Consider the following 17,519-nt stretch of genomic DNA (forward strand, 5'->3'; position numbering starts at 1 on the left):
GCCTTATAAATAATCAGAAAAGAAACATGATTAAAAGATAGTCACAAAATTGCTTAAATGGCGGGCAGTTGCACGAAAAGTGTCAAAGTTTCTTCGCGTTGTGATTTTATATCGAATCCTTGGTTTTCTGCCCAGTTGATGGGCATGCCTATAGAAGTGGCATATTTCTTGTTAAGGGGGAGGCAATGTTTATGAAATGGGCAAACTGACCAGGGAAGTTGTTTTGTCCATCGGGAGATAAAGGTAGAGAAATATGGAAAGCATTCAAATGGGGGCGGACGTCTTCTTTGTGCTGATGGGCGCTATTATGGTGCTGGCGATGCACGCGGGCTTCGCCTTTTTGGAAGTCGGTACAGTTCGCCGTAAAAATCAGGTGAATGCCCTTGTTAAAATCATTGTCGATTTTGCCGTTTCAACCATCGCTTATTTTTTTGTGGGCTATATGGTGGCGTATGGGGTCAATTTTCTGGCTCCGGCGAGCGTAATTTCGGGTGCTACGGGTGATGTATTCGCAAAAAGTGGCTTTGATCTGGTTAAATTCTTTTTCTTATTAACTTTTGCAGCGGCTATTCCAGCGATTATTTCCGGTGGGATTGCGGAGCGAGCAAAGTTTTATCCCCAATTGCTGGCAACTGCTGTGCTCACTGGTTTGGTCTATCCCTTTTTTGAAGGGATCGTCTGGAATGGGAACCTAGGTTTACAGGGATGGCTGGAAAATACATTTGGCGCTGCTTTTCATGATTTTGCAGGCTCAATTGTCGTGCACGCCGTTGGTGGTTGGCTGGCCTTAGGGGCGGTTGTCATGCTAGGGGCGCGGATGGGCCGGTATAAAAAGGACGGTCGCGTGGTCGGTATTCCGCCGAGCAACATTCCCTTTCTTGCCCTCGGGTCGTGGATTTTATGTGTCGGCTGGTTTGGCTTTAACGTTATGTCTGCCCAAAGCCTGCAAGGGGTGACAGGTCTTGTGGCGGTGAATTCCCTGATGGCGATGATCGGCGGTATTCTGGTGGCGGTTGTTGTGGGTAAAAACGATCCGGGCTTTATCCATAACGGCGCGTTGGCAGGCTTGGTCGCGGTGTGCGCGGGGTCTGATGTGATGCATCCGGTGGGCGCGTTGGTGACGGGCGGTTTGGCAGGTGCGCTGTTTGTCTGGGGGTTTGAGCAATGCCAGAATAAATGGCGAATCGATGATGTGTTGGGGGTTTGGCCCTTACACGGTATGTGCGGCCTGTTGGGTGGCTTGGCCTGCGGCGTCTTTGGTTTGGAGGCGTTTGGCGGTATGGGCGGTGTAAGCTTCGCCTCCCAGTTAATCGGGTCGTTGCTGGGTGTTGCATTTGCCGGAATTTCAGGGTTTGTTGTTTATGGCGTTCTGTCAAAAACGGTTGGTATTCGTCTCAGTGAGGAAGAAGAATTTCGCGGGGCCGATTTGTCGATCCATCAGATTGGCGCATATCCGGAAGAAGATTTGACTCAAAACCGTTAATTTTCAAAGGGAAACTGCCGACGCGCAAAGGGTTGGCAGCTTTCTTTTTCTTAAATTAAACAATCTAATTATGTTGTATAAAATTATTTTACACAAAAACTTGTATTTTATCTTTGACTCTGGAAAAAGAACTCACTAGATTGCCGATAACGAGATTATCCATGTTTAGGTATTTGTAGATGGACACAACACAACTTACACACCTGCGTCAGCTGGAAGCGGAAAGTATACATATTATCCGCGAAGTCGCCGCAGAGTTTGAAAATCCGGTCATGCTCTATTCCATCGGGAAGGACTCGGCTGTGATGCTTCATTTGGCGCGTAAAGCCTTCTATCCATCGAAACCGCCGTTCCCGTTGTTGCACGTGGACACCACATGGAAGTTTCGCGAGATGATAGAGTTTCGTGACACCATTGCCAAGGAATACGGCTTTGATCTGTTGGTGCATGTCAATGAAGACGGCGTGAAGCAGGGCATCGGACCGTTTAGTCATGGCTCTGCCATGCATACAGATGTGATGAAGACCGATGCGTTAAAGCAAGCCTTGAACAAATATAAATTCGATGCAGCCTTTGGCGGCGCGCGCCGGGATGAGGAAAAATCACGCGCGAAAGAACGTATTTTCTCCTTCCGTTCAGAAAATCATCGTTGGGACCCGAAAAACCAGCGTCCGGAATTGTGGAACGTGTTTAATGCGCGGGTCAAACCGGGGGAGAGCATTCGGGCTTTCCCGCTGTCCAACTGGACGGAGCTGGATATCTGGCAGTATATCTACAAAGAAAATATCCCCATCGTGCCCCTGTACTATGCGAAGGAACGCCCTGTTGTGGAACGTGATGGCATGTTGATCATGGTTGATGATGACCGTTTGCCGTTGGATCCGGGTGAAAAGCCGATGATGAAGTCCGTGCGTTTTAGAACATTGGGCTGTTATCCGCTAACAGGTGCGGTTGAGTCTGAGGCCGCGACTTTGCCGGAAATTATTCAGGAAATGTTGCTGACACGTACGTCGGAACGTCAAGGTCGCCTGATTGACCATGACCAAGCCGGTTCTATGGAAAAGAAAAAACAAGAAGGGTACTTCTAATGGCCCACCACGATCGTTTGATTTCAGAAGATATTCTGCAATACCTGCATGCACAGGAAAACAAAAGCCTGTTGCGTTTCATCACTTGTGGCTCTGTGGATGATGGCAAAAGCACGCTGATCGGGCGTTTGCTTTGGGATTCCAAGCTGATTTTTGAAGATCAGCTGGCTGCCCTTGAAGCGGATTCCAAAAAAGTCGGCACCCAAGGCGGCGATATTGACTATGCGCTGTTGCTGGATGGTCTGCAGGCGGAACGCGAACAAGGCATCACCATTGACGTGGCCTATCGTTTCTTCTCCACGGATAAGCGTAAGTTTATCGTGGCGGACACACCGGGCCATGAACAATATACCCGTAACATGGCAACCGGTGCCTCCAACGCAGACATTGCAGTAATTCTGGTGGATGGGCGCAAAGGGATCCTGACGCAGACGAAACGACATAGCTATATCGTGTCTTTGGTCGGCATCAAAAAGGTGGTCGTTGCGGTCAATAAAATGGATCTGGTCGAGTACTCTCAAGATAAGTTTGACCAGATTGAGGAAGAATATCGCCTGTTTGCTAAAGACCTCGGCTTTGAAGAGATCACTTGTGTGCCGATTTCGGCGCTTAAGGGCGACAACATCATTGAACCCAGCCCCCATACCCATTGGTATCACGGCCCGACCTTGATGAGTTATCTGGAAACTGTGCCAGTCGCATCTGACCTGCCAAGCGCTGCGTTTCGTATGCCGGTGCAATGGGTGAACCGTCCGAACCTAGATTTCCGTGGCTTTAGCGGCACGATTGAAGCCGGGACGATTAAACCCGGTGACGAAGTGGCAGTGCCGTCATCTGGTCAAACTTCCAAAGTCGCGCGTATTGTGACGATGGATGGGGATCTGGATCAGGCGATTGCGGGCCAAGCGGTCACACTGACCTTGGCGGATGAAATTGACATTTCCCGTGGGGATATGTTGACGGACCCGAAAAAACGTCCCGAATTTGCCGATCAGTTTGAAGCGAAAGTCATCTGGATGCATGATGATGCCTTGCTGCCGGGTCGATCGTATCTGATTAAGTTTGGTACCCAATCTGCGGGCGCGCAGGTGAGTGAGCTGAAATATAAAGTCAACGTCAACTCCCTAGAACATTGCGCTTCCAAAACATTGGAGTTGAACGAGGTCGGGATTTGCAATATCGCCCTTGATCGCAATGTCGCGTTTGACCCGTATGATCAAAGTCCGGGGACAGGTCGCTTTATCTTGATCGATCGTTATAGCAATGCGACGGTCGGTGTCGGTATGATTGACCATGCCTTGCGCCGGGCAACCAACGTGCATTGGCAGTCCATGGACATTAACAAAGAGGCCCGTGCCGAACGCAAAGGTCAAAAGGCGTGTGTCTTGTGGTTTACGGGCTTATCCGGTTCTGGAAAATCCACTATTGCCAACCTTGTAGAGAAGAAACTTCATTCACTGCATAAACATACATATACGCTGGATGGTGACAATGTGCGTCATGGGTTGAACAAGGATTTGGGCTTTAGTGATGCCGATCGGGTGGAAAATATCCGTCGGATTGGCGAGACGGCAAAACTTTTTGTCGATGCCGGAATGATCACTTTGACCTCCTTTATCTCCCCGTTCCAATCTGAGCGCAAAATGGCGCGCGAGCTGTTGGAAGAGGGCGAGTTTATCGAAATCTTTGTTGATACGCCGCTAGAGATTTGTGAAGAACGCGATGTTAAAGGCTTGTATGCGAAAGCGCGTGCGGGGGACTTGCCGAACTTCACTGGGATCTCTTCGCCTTATGAGCGTCCTGAAAATCCGGAAATCCATATCGACGGCAGTCAGATGGATGCCCAAGAGGCCGCGGAATATGTGGTCAAGAAGTTGGAAGACTTTGGTGTCCTTGGGGTTTGGTTCCCGGAAATCTAGAGTTCTATAATCCAGTAAAAAAGCGGTGTTCCGGTTGGGAAACACCGCTTTTTTTATGTCTGTCCTTGTCTCTATTTCAGGAAACTGATAGGAATTGCATATATCTTGGGTGCGCTGCACATCTGGACAGTTTCGTTACCGGAATTTATGGTTTCATGTTATTGAACAAAAAAGAAAAATCATACCGTCCCGCCCTTTCTGAGATTTGGCTCCAGAAACTGCGCCGTTTGATCTATCGCTCAAAGGCATATCAGCTGACGCTTAAAAAGAAACCTCATCTGGACATAAAGGTCTTGTCCGGAGTTTCCTTTTCGCAAGATGCGGATGCGGCCCAGAAAATAATCAAGGATCAATTTGCCTTTTCGGGACGGGTTTATGAAAAGGGGGCGAGTCCGTGGCAAGCCAGCCCGCAGAATCGCCCTTGGCAGAGATATATCCATAGTCATGCATGGTTGGCAGACCTGTGTCAGCAAGGCACGGCGGAAGCCCTGATTAAGGCGCGTCAACTGGTGTCAAACTGGATGGAGCAAAATGCTCTTTGGGCCGATCCGGCATGGCGTGCGGACGTGGTCGCGGACCGTTTGGTGATGTGGATGGTGTTTCAGCACCATCTCACTCAGTCCGCTGACGAAACGTTTGTAAAAGGCTTTTACACCAGTTTTTCTATGCAGGCGTCTCATTTGGCGCGTTCTTTCTGTCGCGGTTTAAAGGGGCTTGATTTGCTTCGGGCTTTGCGTGGAAAGCTTTATCTTGCGCTGTTTGTTGCGGGATTCGACAGGGGCCGTGATAAGGTGTTGCTGGCTTTGTCTGAGCAACTGGATCAGCAAATTCTGGCGGATGGCGGCCATATTTCGCGCTCGCCTTCAGACTTGTTGGAAACATTGGCTTTTGCCCTAGAGGTGAAGGCGGTTCTGGATGCCGAGAAAATCGAGGTGCCGGATGGCGTGCACCGTGCGATTGATCGTATGGCTCCGATGGTGCGCACCTTGCGTCACGCGGATGGGGCCTTGGCCCTGTTTCATGGCGCGCAGGAAGAAGACAAACAACAGATTGATGCTTTGTTGGAACAAACGGGCAATCAGGGCAGCGCGTTAAGTGATGCGCGCCACAGCGGTTATCAGCGGATCGAAGCCGGTCAAACCGTGTTGATTATGGATGTTGCGGCGCCGCCGTCGCTAGACGTGCAGGCTCATGGTCATGCGGCTCCGTTGAGTTTTGAATTTAGCTGCGGTGATGAACGGGTGTTGGTTAATTGTGGGGCGATGATCGGCGGGGAGGCGAGCTGGCAGGATGCGTTGGCGGCGACAGCCGCGCATAATACGCTGACAGTCGATGACAAAAATTGTCTGCACTTGCGCGCCGGTGGCGGGATTATCCCGCGTGAGATCGAGGTCAGCAGCAAACGCTTTGAGGAAAATGGCGAAGTTTTGATCGATGCGCGTCATGATGCGTATCGGGAAACCTTCGGCTTAATCCACGAACGAAGCGTCTATGTCAACAAAGTCGGCACGGATATTCGTTTTGAAGACAAATTGGTCGGCACCGGTGGCGATCATTTTGCCATTTCGTTACATCTACACCCCGACGTGCAGGCTTCTATTGTTAATGAAGGCCAGGCGGCTTTACTGAAATTGCCCAGCGGCACAGGTTGGCATTTGCGGGTGCAGGGCGGTAAGCTGGATATGCGCGATAGCATTTTTGTTGGCAGTTCCTCCCAAATCCGCCAGACAGATCAAATCGTTATCCAAGGCCCCTTGCGCGGGGACGGCTGTGACGTGAAATGGCGTTTAAGCCGCATTGGGGGCCTGTAAGGCTTAACCCAGTTTCTCGTGCTTCAGTTCTGGCACCAGTTGTTTGACAGCACGTAAAGCATCCGCACTTTCTTTATGCAGACAGAGGTCTTCCAGACTATGTAAGGTCGCGCTTAATTCATCCGCATCACGTACCCGTGGCGTGGCGATTAAAACACCTTCCAGACCGGAGGGGGTGGGGGGTTCATCTCCATGGAAAATTTCTTCAAACAATTTTTCGCCGGGACGTAAACCGGTAATTTCGATATCGACATCTTTATAAGGTTCAAAACCGGAGAGACGGATCATCTGTTCGGCCAGATGCAGGATTTTAACCGGTTCCCCCATATCAAGGACGCAGATTTTACCATCCAGTGTATTGTCTTTCTGGGCGAGAACAGCCGCTTGCAGCACAAGTTCCACCGCTTCACGCACGGTCATGAAGTATCGGTTCATATCCTTGTGGGTAACGGTGAGTGGCCCCCCGGTGTTGAGCTGCTTTTGGAAAAGCGGCACGACGGATCCGGTTGACCCCAAGACGTTGCCAAACCGGACCGTCACAAAACGACAGCCGGTTTTTTTGAGATCAAGGGCTTGGGTATAACTTTCTGCAATGCGTTTGGTTGCGCCCATAATATTGGTGGGGTTAACCGCCTTGTCTGTGGAGATTTGTACCATGGCCTGCACCTTATGGGTGACACAGGCATCCGCCACATTGCGGGTGCCGATGGCGTTGGTTAAAATTCCTTCCAGCGGGTTTTCTTCCACCAATGGGACATGCTTTAAGGCGGCAGCGTGGAACACTAGTTCGGGCTGTGTTTCGGTGAAGATTTGGTTTAAGCGGGTTTTTTCGCGGATATTACAGATGAGCGCTTGTCGTTTCAGGCCCGGATAGGTGCGAAAGACTTCCATATCGATGGTGTAGAGCGCATATTCGGACGCTTCCACCAACAGAATTTCTGCGGGGCCGAAGCTGCAAATCTGACGGACAAGCTCACTCCCGATGGAGCCACCGGCCCCTGTGACCAACACACGTTTACCGGTGACAAGGGTGCGCGGTAGGGACTTATCAAGGGCTTTTTGCGGACGACCGAGCAAATCTTCCACATCAATAGGGCGCACTTCAATGGCATCGTTGGCCCCGGATTTCAGGTCGGTGAGTTTTGGCAAGCGGGCCAGCGGAATCCCCAGTTTGTCGGCGATATCATAAAGTTCGCGAACTTTTTCACCCGGCCAATCATCTTTGGTCAGGATCAGGCGTTGCGGTTTGTCGCCAGCTTTGTCCAGAGTGCGGATAATGTCTTCGAGATCGTCGATCAACCCTAAAACGCGGACCCCGTGGATATCCAGTCCTGTGCGTGACTTTTGTTCGGCGACAAGACCGATCGGTGTGTAGTGTATGTGGGGATTACGACTGACGGCACGCAAGAACAGTTCAGCCCCATCACCGGCACCGACCAGCAGAGAAGGGATGGATTGGGTATTGCTGGTAATGTGCGATAGGTTTACCCGTCGATCCTTAATCATACGATACAGGAAGCGTGGCCCACCCAGTAGCGCCATCAAAACAAACCAGTTTATCAGCGGTGCAGAACGGGGATAATCTTCTAGACGGGTGACAAAAAACATCACAAGCGCGAAAATCAGGATCAGCAGGCTTGTGGATTTGGTAATCGCGACAAGATCGCGCATGGAGGCATAACGCCAGACGCCGCGATAAAGCCCCATTGTATAAAAAATCACGGCGGCAAGCGCGGCAATCAAGGGGGTTGCCACAAGTAAAAGGTCAAGCCGGTTAAAAAGGTCCGTACCAACACGTAGGTAGAGCGCCACATTCATGGAAACTGCTGCCATGAGAATATCATGACCGAAGGCAATTATCCCGCGTGGGGAAAGTCTGGTGAATGTATAGCTCATGAGTCAGTTCGGCTCGACCAATTGAAAACCTATTCGGAGTACCCCCTTTTGAGCAGGATTTCAACCGTTTGCTGGTTTTAGGGTGGCGAAAAACCTCAAGGCTAGGCCAACGGTGATGATCCCTAGGGCAAGGGCGGCAAGGGGGTGAAAATGAAAGGCGATCCAGACACAACCGAGTAAGCATAGATTAACAAGGGCAATGCGGATGACCACCTGGTCATGGGCCATACCGGCTTGCGTGGCTTTTTGGTAGTAATGTTCCCGATGGGCCTGCCAGACTTTTTCTTTACGTAAGGCTCGTTTCATCAGGGTGAGGGTGGCATCCATCAGGTAATAAAGCGCGATGATAATGCCGACGATGAGAAAGCCTTCCCCCGCCAAGGAGATCAGCAGCCAGCCGATCAGAAAGCCCATGGGGACACTGCCCACATCGCCCATAAAGACCTTTGCTTTATGCCAGTTCCATTTGAGGAACCCAAGGGCCGCAGCGGCAAGGATCAATCCGCTGTTGATATATTGGGTATTCAGGTGGGCAAGCGCGGCAATGAGGATAATCCCGCCTGCGATGGAGGTGATTTCGATACCGGAAAGTCCGTCAATCCCATCCATGAAGTTAAACAGGTTGATAAACCAGACCCAACCGAGACCGAGGATGATTTTTTCGGCCCAAATCGGCAGAAAGCCGCCTAAAAAGCCGTGTTCGCCTGCGGGAATAAAATAAAGACAGAGGGCAACCGCAAGGATTTGGGTGGCAAATCGGATCAGCGGTCCGAGGTTTTTAAGATCATCGAGCCAAGATAACAAGGCCAATGCCAAGGCTGCGAGCAAGACAGGTTGATAGCCTGCAATCGGGGTCGGGCTAAAGGTGTGGCTGATAAATAGGGCAGGCAACACGGCAACCAAAAGGCCAATGCCTCCGCCGCGCGGGGTGGGGGTACTGTGGCTGCTGCGTTCATTGGGGTGATCCAGAATAGCTTTTTTCACCAGATATTTTAAAACAAGACCGGTTGCGCTCAGGCTAATGAGGGCGACACAGACAAAGATAATCAAAAAATCCAGCATGGCGAACGATTTTACCTTGAGTTAAGGGTGGTTTCGGACCTGATTGACGACCGCCAGTGTTTTTTGTGCAATGGCGTTTTGGTTGAGTTCATCTTCTACCAATTTGCGTGCGGCCCGTCCAAATTTTTGGCGCTCCGTCGGGTTTTGGATCAATCGCTCAATCGCATCGGCAAGTCCTTGTGCATCTTGCAGGGGAACCAACAGCCCATTTTCTTCGTGGGTGACAATCTCGCGACATCCCGGCACATCAGTGGTGATCATGGGCAGGGCACAGGCCGCAGCTTCCAGCAGACTTTTGGGCAGTCCTTCGCGCCAGGACGGCAGGATGGCGATGGTTGAATGTTGATAGATGTTGGCAATGTCACTGCGTCGCCCCCAACAGTCCACCAAACCTTCTTTAGCCCAATTTTCAAGGTCTTGGGTGGTGGCACTTTGCGGATTGCCGGGGTCAGGCTCCCCGACAAGGACGATTTTGGGCAGGTTGCCCCGTTCTTTTAACAGGCGGGCGGCTTCTACCAATTCAGCAACGCCTTTTGCCCAAAGGATACGCCCGACGAAGGTGACTTGTTGCGTTTCCGGTTCGTGAGGCGAAGGGCGAAAAGCCTGATCATCCACCCCGGACCCGCGGATGACATGCAAGGTGTCCCCTTCACGGAAGCCAAGGGCTTGGAAAATCTGCTGGTCATCGCGGTTTTGAACCACAACCGAAATGGTTTTAAGCTTCGCAAATAGCCGGAAACAGAGCTTTAGTGCAAGGCGGACAATCCGCGCTTTGGCGGAGTTTGAAATGAAGATAAACCCCAGACCAGTGATCAGATTGACATTTTTTCGAAAGCCGCTGAACAGCCCGGCAAGGGAGCCGAGCAGGGAAAGAAACAGCGAAGAGTGAACGATCACATCCGGTTGTTCTGCTTTATAAAGGTTCATGAGCCCTTTGATGGTTTTAAGGGCCGTGGTCGGGGAAATGGATTCCCGCGCCAGATCAAGGGCGATGGGGGTAAACCCCATCTCCTCAATCGTGTTTTTGTGATCTTTGATGCGACAGGCGATCGCAACCTGATAGCCGTCGTCTTTCAACGCACGGGCAAGCGGCACCCGATGCGATAGAAAAGACCAGTCTTCTGCGACGACGATCAGGGCTTTTTTTGTCATGGCACAGTCTACAGGCGCCAGAGGGTCAGGCCTTCCGGCGTTGTCGCGCGATCAAGGGCGGATTTGATATCGACCACAAACCCGTCATTGCTTTTCAACAGGCTTTGTACCAATGGCCAGCCCCCGTCCATATAATCACGGTGAGACACGGCAAAAACGACCACATCCGCTGGTTCCAGCTCTGTTGTGTCCTTTAAGGTCACGCCATACTCTTCCATGGCTTCGGCTTTATCGGCCCACGGGTCGGTGACTTGGGTCTTAATGCCCATGTTTTCCAATTCTGTGATGATATCAACGACTTTGCTGTTGCGCAGGTCCGGGACGTTTTCTTTAAAGGTCAGACCCAAAATGGTCACGCGAGGTGTGTCTGTACGGCCCCGCTTCATCAACATCTTGATAATCTGCATGGCAACATGGTGGCCCATGCGGTCATTGACGCGGCGACCGGCAAGGATGACTTGCGGGTGGTGGCCCAGTTGTTCTGCCTTATGGGTCAGATAGTACGGGTCAACCCCGATGCAGTGACCACCGACGAGACCGGGGGTAAATTTCAGGAAGTTCCATTTGGTGCCTGCGGCTTCTAAAACATCTTGTGTATCGATACCAACGAGATCGAAAATCTGGGACAGTTCGTTCACAAAGGCGATGTTCAGGTCGCGTTGGCTATTTTCAATGACCTTGGCTGCTTCGGCTGTTTTGATGTTTGCTGCGCGATAGACACCGGCGGTAACAACCGCTTCATAAGTGCGCGCGACGATATCCAGTGTGGCCTCATCATAGCCGGAAACCACTTTCAAAATGGTTTCGAAACGGTGCTCTTTATCCCCCGGATTGATGCGTTCGGGCGAATAGCCGACGCTGAAGTCTGTTCCGCAGTTAAGGCCGGAGATTTCTTCAAGGACAGGGATGCAATCTTCTTCGGTCGCACCGGGATAAACGGTGGATTCATAAACGACGATATCGCCTTTTTTCAAGACTTTAGCGACCGTGCGTGAGGCGGCAAGGACAGCGCCCATATCGGGGCGACGCGCGCTGTCAATTGGCGTTGGTACGGTAACGATATAAAAATCAGCCTGTTTGAGATCGTCAAGTTCACTGCTGTAGGTCAAGCTGTCGTGGAGAACATCGCCGTCTTCAACTTCTTCGGTTCTGTCACAGCCTTTTTTCAGCTCGGCAATACGCGTCTGGTCGATATCGAAGCCAACGCAGGGAAAGCCCGCGCGCCCATAGGAAACAGCAACCGGAAGGCCGACATAGCCCAAGCCAACAACAGCGATTTTACGTTCAGTCATTTTTACAGGTCCACGTTATAGAAATCGACATACCAGTCGACAAACTTGCTCACGCCCTCTTCTATAGATGTATTGGGCGCATATCCAGTAATTTTGTTCAACTCACTTGTGTCTGCCCAAGTGGCGGGCACATCCCCATCTTGCATGGGCATGAGGTTTTGCTCTGCCTTGCGACCCAGCTTTTCTTCCAGAACCTCGATATATCGGGTGAGCTTTTCGCATTTGGAATTGCCGATATTGATGATCCGGTAGGGCGCAATGCCGGAGGTACAAGGGTCAGGGTTTTTGGCATCCCAATTTGCATCTTTTTGCGGTGGGGTACCAAGCAGTTGGAAAATACCTTCCACGATATCGCCAACGTAAGTGAAATCGCGTTCCATATTGCCATGGTTAAAGACATTGATCGGTTTGCCTTCAAGGATCGCTTTGGTGAACATAAACAACGCCATATCCGGGCGGCCCCAAGGTCCATAAACCGTGAAGAAGCGCATGCCTGTTGCCGGAATGTTAAATAGGTGGGCATAATTGTGCGCCATCAGCTCATTGGCTTTTTTGGTAGCGGCATAAAGCGTCAGGGGATGTTCTGTGCTGTTATGTTCAGAAAACGGCATATTCTGGTTGCCGCCATAGACGGAACTGGTGGAGGCAAAAACCAGATGTTGCACCGGATGGGCGCGACAGGCTTCAAGGATACTTAAAAAGCCGTCGATGTTGGAATGGGTGTAGGCGGCGGGGTTTTCCAGACTGTAGCGTACACCGGCTTGAGCCGCGAGGTTCACGCAGTGTGTCGGCTTGTGGGTTGCAAAGGCGTCCATGACGGCGTCTGAATTTGCTAAGTCCTCGCGGATTTCTGTGAACGCGGCGTGTTTTTTGAGGCGCGCAAGGCGGGCTTCTTTTAAAGACACATCATAATAGTCACTCACGCAATCAATTCCGACAACCTCATGTCCGTTTGCAATGAGCTTTTCTGCCAGATGATAGCCAATAAAACCAGCCGTTCCCGTGACGAGGACTTTCATAGTTTAAAAAACCTATTTTTATCAATAAAGGCCGCATCATAAACGGGGGCGTGTGTAGCGTAAATAGTGAATAGAGAATTTTATTTTCATGCGATTGAAAAGGGCGGGTTTAAAATGAATTTCATCTTTTCTTGCTTTCGTCTGTAAAGGTAGTTAAAAAATCTTTGGATTCTAGGGGGGCGTTATGCACGAAGAACATCAGTCAACTCATGAAATTGAAACCTCATCGGACCGTAGCTTTGGCCTGACCGTTGGTGGTATTCTGGCCTTGATTGCAGCGTACCGATTATGGTCAAGCGGGATCTTGGATACATTTGGTATTATTTTATTGGCGATTGCTGTGCCTCTGTTTCTGCTCGGGTTGGTTTATCCCAAAATTTTGGCACCGTTGAACAAGGCTTGGACGAAGCTTGGCTTTTTGATGTTTAAGATTGTGAATCCGATCATCATGTTTCTGGTGTACGTGATTACAATTGTGCCTATCGGCTTGTTGATGCGACTGGCGGGCAAAGATCCTATGCGCATGAAGCTGGATAAAGAGGCCAAGAGTTATTGGATCGAACGTGATCCGGCTGGCCCCTCCCCTGAATCTATGAAAAAACAATTCTAAGAGATCGAAAAAAATGGCTTTTATTGCTGAACTTTGGGCGTTTATTAAAGAACGCAAGAAATTCTGGCTCCTGCCGGTTATTGTTGTCATGGTGCTGTTTGGCGGCCTGCTGGTTTTGGCGCAGGGGTCTGCGGTGGCTCCGTTTATTTACACTTTGTTCTAGGAGCCTTTAATGCGCATTTTGGGAATTTCCGCTTTCTATCACGACAGTGCGGCGGCTTTGTTGGTGGATGGCGTGATTGTGGCTGCAGCACAGGAAGAACGCTTCACCCGTAAAAAACACGACCCGGCCTTCCCGAAAAACGCGATTGAATATTGCCTGGAAGAAGCGGGCATCACGATGGCAGACGTGGACTATGTGGCGTTCTACGATAAGCCGTTCTTGAAGTTTGAACGTTTGCTGGAAACCTATTTGGCCTTTGCGCCGCGTGGTTTTCTCTCATTCAAAACAGCCATTCCGGTGTGGATGAAGGAAAAGCTGTTCCAGAAAGATTTTTTGCGCAAAGAATTTAAAAAGTACGATCCAGATTTTGACTGGATGAACAAACTTCTGTTTGCAGAACACCATCAAAGCCACGCAGCCTCGGCTTTTTATCCCAGTCCGTTTGAAGAAGCGATCGTCTTGACCATGGACGGTGTGGGCGAGTGGGCGACCACGTCTGTTGCGATCGGGCGGGGCAATAAGTTGGAAATGGTGAAGGAAATTCACTTCCCCCATTCCCTTGGTCTTCTGTATTCCGCTTTTACCTATTACACGGGGTTTCGGGTAAATTCTGGGGAATATAAAGTGATGGGTCTGGCGCCTTATGGGCAGCCAAAATATAAAGACCTGATCATGGAGCATCTGATTGATGTGAAAGAGGATGGTTCTTTCCGTCTGGATATGTCCTACTTTAATTATGCAACGGGTTTAACCATGACGAACCAGAAGTTTGCCGATTTGTTTGGCAAACCGGTGCGCGGCCGTGAGGGGGAAGAGCTTGAGCAGTTCCATATGGATATTGCGGCCTCTGTACAGGCGGTGACGGAAGAAGTGGTCTTGCGCCTGACCCGTTCGTTGGCTGAAGAGTATGGCATCAAAAACCTATGTATGGCTGGTGGTGTGGCCCTGAACTGTGTGGCAAACGGGAAGGTTTTGCGCGATCAGGCGTTTGAAAATGTCTGGGTTCAGCCTGCGGCAGGCGATGCGGGTGGCGCTTTGGGCGCAGCCATGACAGCCCATTATCACCATAAAGGCGAACCACGTGTTGCCGATACGGGCAAAGACTTTATGCGCGGATCGTACCTCGGCCCGGTTTATGAACAAGCGGATATTGAAAAACGCCTGACTGAGGCGGGGGCTGTCTTTGAAGTCCTGAGCGATGAAGACACCATTGCGGCCACAGCCGATGCCATGGCGGCAGAACGTGCGATTGGCTGGATGCAAGGCCGCATGGAATTTGGCCCGCGTGCCCTTGGTGGTCGATCTATCATTGCGGACCCACGTTCCCCAAAGATGCAGAAGATCTTGAACTTAAAGGTAAAATATCGCGAATCGTTCCGTCCCTTTGCCCCGTCTGTGTTGCGTGAAGATGTGGCCCAATGGTTTGATCTGGACGGCGATAGCCCTTACATGCTGATGGTTGCCGATGTCCACAAGGACAAGCAAAAAGAGATGACGCCGCAGCAAGAGGCCCTGTTTGGGATTGAAAAACTGAACGTGCCGCGCTCAGACATTCCGGCGGTGACGCATGTGGATTATTCGGCACGGATCCAGACGATCCATGAAGACACAAACCCGCGTTTTTATGGCGTTGTAAAAGCGTTTAAAGAACGTACGGGTTGTCCGGTATCGGTCAACACCAGCTTTAACGTGCGCGGCGAGCCGATTGTGAATACGCCGGAAGATGCGTTCCGTTGCTTTATGGGCACCGAACTGGACAACTTGGTTGTGGGCAACTGCTTCCTGAAAAAAGAAGATCAGGACAAAAAGCTGAAGCTGGATTACAAAAACGCGTTTGAGCTGGATTGATATTTGACCGTTGGGCCTTTCCATCGCATAAAGGGTACACTGAATTCTTTAGAGAGAAGGTCTGACGTTCAATGACAAAAGTGGGTGTGATCGGCGCGGGTGCTTGGGGCACGGCATTGGCTTGTGCGGCACAACGCGCGGGCAATGAGGTCCTGTTGCAGGCCCATGAGCCGGAGGTTGCTGAAGCAATTAACCGGACTTATTCAAACCCGGTTTATTTGCCCAATACCAGCCTTGATGTGAATATAAAGGCCACGCCTCATTTAAGCGATCTGGCAGATAGCGACATTATTTTGATGGTTGCCCCGGCCCAGTTTGTGCGCGCAACCGCCCGTCAGATTAAATCCTTCCTTAAAAAAGAAACACCCTTGCTGGTCTGTGCTAAGGGCATTGAGCTGGACAGTGGCAAGCTGATGAGCGAAGTGCTGCGCGAAGAGTTGCCGGAGGCGGAGGTCGGTATTTTATCCGGTCCGACCTTTGCGATTGAAGTTGTAAACGCCCTGCCGTCAGCTTGTACGCTTGCGATGTCGAACCTGTCGCACGCGATGGAGATTGCAAACGCGATCGGGTCGAATCGGTTTCGGATTTATGCCAGTGACGACATTGTCGGCGCGCAAATCGGTGGGGCGGTTAAAAACGTGTTGGCGATTGCCAGCGGGATGGCCTCAGGCAAAGGGTTTGGCGATAATGCACGTGCGGCCTTAATCACCCGCGGGATCTCGGAACTGGTGCGCTTGGGTGTGTCCAAAGGTGCAAAAGCGGAAACCTTGATGGGGCTGTCCGGGATGGGGGATTTGACCCTGACCTGTAACTCCATGCAATCGCGTAACTTTTCCCTTGGTGTGGCGCTGGGGCAGGGCGAACAGCTGGAAGATATTCTGAAGGTGCGCAAGGCCGTCACCGAAGGGGTGTTTACCGCCCGCTCCGTCTGTAAACTGGCCGAAACCCAAGGCGTTGAAATGCCGATTTGTGCCGCGGTTAATCGTATTTTGAATGAAGGTGCGGATATCACCCAAGTGGTTGAAGACCTGTTATCACGTCCATTTAAGGAAGAACTCTGATGCTTTATGTCATTACATGTGTGGATAAACCGGATCATTTGCAGGTTCGTCTGGATAACCGTCCGGCCCATCTGGACTATCTGAATAGCTTTGCCGACAAACTGGTTGGCGCTGGCCCGACGTTGTCAGAAGAAGACGATGCCATGAACGGATCCGTGGTTATTCTGGACCTCGCAAATCAGGCAGAAGCGGAAGATTTTTGCGCCAATGACCCTTACGCAAAAGCAGGCTTGTTTGAAAGCGTCACCATTTCCAAATGGAAGAAAGTTTTACCTGCGTAAGTAAGGGCTGATCATGGCGTACTGGCTTGTTAAATCCGAACCGGAAACCTGGTCCTGGCAGGATCATGTCAAAAAAGGTGTTGAGCCTTGGGATGGGGTGCGCAACCATCAGGCCAGTAAATTTATGAAGGAAATGAAGGTCGGTGATCTGGCCTTTTTCTATCATTCCGGCAAAGAACGCGCGATCGTCGGGATCGTAGAAGTGGTCCGGGAAGCCTATCCGGACCCCAGCGATGAGACCGGGCGTTTTGTCATGGTGGATTTAAAGGCTGGACGATCTTTGGGGTGCGCGGTTACGTTGAAAGAAGTTAAGGACGACCCCCGCCTGCAGGACATGGCGTTGGTCAAACAGGCCCGTTTGTCGGTGATGCCGGTTGCGCCTGTGGCATGGGAAATTATTTGCGAAAAGGGAAAGGGAAAGCCGTGACAACACATCGTTTGTGCAGCATTCATGAGATTGAAGAAGAAACCAGCAAGGAATTTATGGTTCCTGATGACAGCCAGGGGCAATCTGTATTTGCGGTGAAAAAAGACGGTGTGATTAGTGTTTTTGCCAATACCTGCCCTCATCTGGGCATCCCGTTAAATATACAACCTGACGGATTCTTGGATATGGAAAAGAATTTTGTCATCTGTTCCACCCATGGGGCACTTTTCAAGCTTGATGATGGCGAATGTGTCCATGGACCCTGTCTGGGAAAAAATCTGACCCCGATCTCTTATGAAATTATTGGGGAAGATTTGTTTGTGTCCAAAGGGTTGTAACTCCTTTTCCCCAAAGGTTTTAAGGGCTTAGAAATGGGGGCAAATTGGTAGCACCTATTTTAAAACTTT

General features: G+C 50.7%; 16 protein-coding genes. 11 read left to right on the top strand and 5 right to left on the bottom strand.

The genetic code is table 11. The features are described from left to right. The first annotated feature begins 253 nt into the window (after positions 1 to 253). The 4 genes from Q397_RS0103015 (at position 254) to Q397_RS20825 (ending at position 6,301) form a co-directional block, all read left to right on the top strand. Positions 254 to 1,483, top strand: coding sequence for an ammonium transporter (locus Q397_RS0103015; RefSeq protein ID WP_028878151.1), 1,230 nt, complete (start codon positions 254 to 256; stop codon positions 1,481 to 1,483). A 179-nt stretch (positions 1,484 to 1,662) separates the two neighbouring features. Next, positions 1,663 to 2,571 carry a sulfate adenylyltransferase subunit CysD gene (gene cysD, locus Q397_RS0103020; protein WP_028878152.1) on the top strand — a complete coding sequence of 303 codons (909 nt, stop codon included), beginning with the start codon at positions 1,663 to 1,665 and terminating at the stop codon, positions 2,569 to 2,571. Next, entirely contained in the window at positions 2,571 to 4,490 is a 1,920-nt protein-coding gene (cysN, locus tag Q397_RS0103025) for a sulfate adenylyltransferase subunit CysN (protein ID WP_028878153.1), read from the top strand. Before cysD ends, cysN begins: the two co-directional genes overlap by 1 nt. A 155-nt stretch (positions 4,491 to 4,645) precedes the next feature. Then, entirely contained in the window at positions 4,646 to 6,301 is a 1,656-nt protein-coding gene (locus Q397_RS20825) for a heparinase II/III family protein (RefSeq protein WP_051609653.1), read from the top strand. Positions 6,302 to 6,304: 3 nt separating this feature from the next. On the opposite strand, the gene Q397_RS20830 is transcribed toward Q397_RS20825, so the two are convergent. The 5 genes from Q397_RS20830 to Q397_RS0103055 are packed head-to-tail and all read right to left on the bottom strand — an operon-like array spanning position 6,305 to position 12,722. Then, positions 6,305 to 8,197 (bottom strand): polysaccharide biosynthesis protein, encoded by a 1,893-nt coding sequence (locus Q397_RS20830; RefSeq protein WP_038012776.1) that lies wholly within the window; start codon positions 8,195 to 8,197, stop codon positions 6,305 to 6,307. 60 nt (positions 8,198 to 8,257) lie between these two features. Beyond that, entirely contained in the window at positions 8,258 to 9,259 is a 1,002-nt protein-coding gene (locus tag Q397_RS0103040) for an MraY family glycosyltransferase (RefSeq protein ID WP_038012777.1), read from the bottom strand. Positions 9,260 to 9,280: 21 nt separating this feature from the next. Next, a complete protein-coding gene (locus Q397_RS0103045) occupies positions 9,281 to 10,411 on the bottom strand; it encodes a glycosyltransferase family 4 protein (protein ID WP_028878155.1) in 1,131 nt (376 codons plus the stop codon). 8 nt (positions 10,412 to 10,419) lie between these two features. Next, complete coding sequence (locus Q397_RS0103050; protein WP_028878156.1) at positions 10,420 to 11,703, bottom strand: nucleotide sugar dehydrogenase; 1,284 nt, start codon at positions 11,701 to 11,703, stop codon at positions 10,420 to 10,422. A gap of 2 nt (positions 11,704 to 11,705) precedes the next feature. Next, entirely contained in the window at positions 11,706 to 12,722 is a 1,017-nt protein-coding gene (locus tag Q397_RS0103055) for an NAD-dependent epimerase (protein ID WP_028878157.1), read from the bottom strand. A 184-nt stretch (positions 12,723 to 12,906) separates the two neighbouring features. Here Q397_RS0103055 and Q397_RS0103060 point away from each other — a divergent pair, with 184 nt between their 5' ends. The 7 genes from Q397_RS0103060 (at position 12,907) to Q397_RS0103090 (ending at position 17,450) form a co-directional block, all read left to right on the top strand. Then, a complete protein-coding gene (locus tag Q397_RS0103060; RefSeq protein ID WP_028878158.1) occupies positions 12,907 to 13,332 on the top strand; it encodes an SxtJ family membrane protein in 426 nt (141 codons plus the stop codon). A 13-nt stretch (positions 13,333 to 13,345) separates the two neighbouring features. Continuing rightward, complete coding sequence (locus Q397_RS25180; protein ID WP_169737961.1) at positions 13,346 to 13,495, top strand: DUF5989 family protein; 150 nt, start codon at positions 13,346 to 13,348, stop codon at positions 13,493 to 13,495. Between the two features lie 9 nt (positions 13,496 to 13,504). Then, the gene (locus tag Q397_RS0103070; protein WP_028878159.1) at positions 13,505 to 15,343 is read left to right on the top strand and encodes a carbamoyltransferase family protein; all 1,839 of its coding nucleotides are present in this window, start codon (positions 13,505 to 13,507) and stop codon (positions 15,341 to 15,343) included. 71 nt (positions 15,344 to 15,414) lie between these two features. Then, on the top strand, positions 15,415 to 16,404 hold the full coding sequence (locus Q397_RS0103075) for an NAD(P)H-dependent glycerol-3-phosphate dehydrogenase (protein ID WP_028878160.1): 990 nt from the start codon (positions 15,415 to 15,417) through the stop codon (positions 16,402 to 16,404). Continuing rightward, positions 16,404 to 16,685 (top strand): YciI family protein, encoded by a 282-nt coding sequence (locus Q397_RS0103080; RefSeq protein ID WP_028878161.1) that lies wholly within the window; start codon positions 16,404 to 16,406, stop codon positions 16,683 to 16,685. Before Q397_RS0103075 ends, Q397_RS0103080 begins: the two co-directional genes overlap by 1 nt. Positions 16,686 to 16,698: 13 nt before the next feature. Then, the gene (locus Q397_RS0103085; RefSeq protein WP_028878162.1) at positions 16,699 to 17,112 is read left to right on the top strand and encodes an EVE domain-containing protein; all 414 of its coding nucleotides are present in this window, start codon (positions 16,699 to 16,701) and stop codon (positions 17,110 to 17,112) included. Then, positions 17,109 to 17,450, top strand: coding sequence for a Rieske (2Fe-2S) protein (locus Q397_RS0103090; protein ID WP_028878163.1), 342 nt, complete (start codon positions 17,109 to 17,111; stop codon positions 17,448 to 17,450). The genes Q397_RS0103085 and Q397_RS0103090 overlap by 4 nt, the downstream gene beginning before the upstream one ends. The last annotated feature ends 69 nt before the right edge of the window (positions 17,451 to 17,519 follow it).

This window comes from Terasakiella pusilla DSM 6293, from assembly GCF_000688235.1.
Taxonomy (GTDB): domain Bacteria; phylum Pseudomonadota; class Alphaproteobacteria; order Rhodospirillales; family Terasakiellaceae; genus Terasakiella; species Terasakiella pusilla.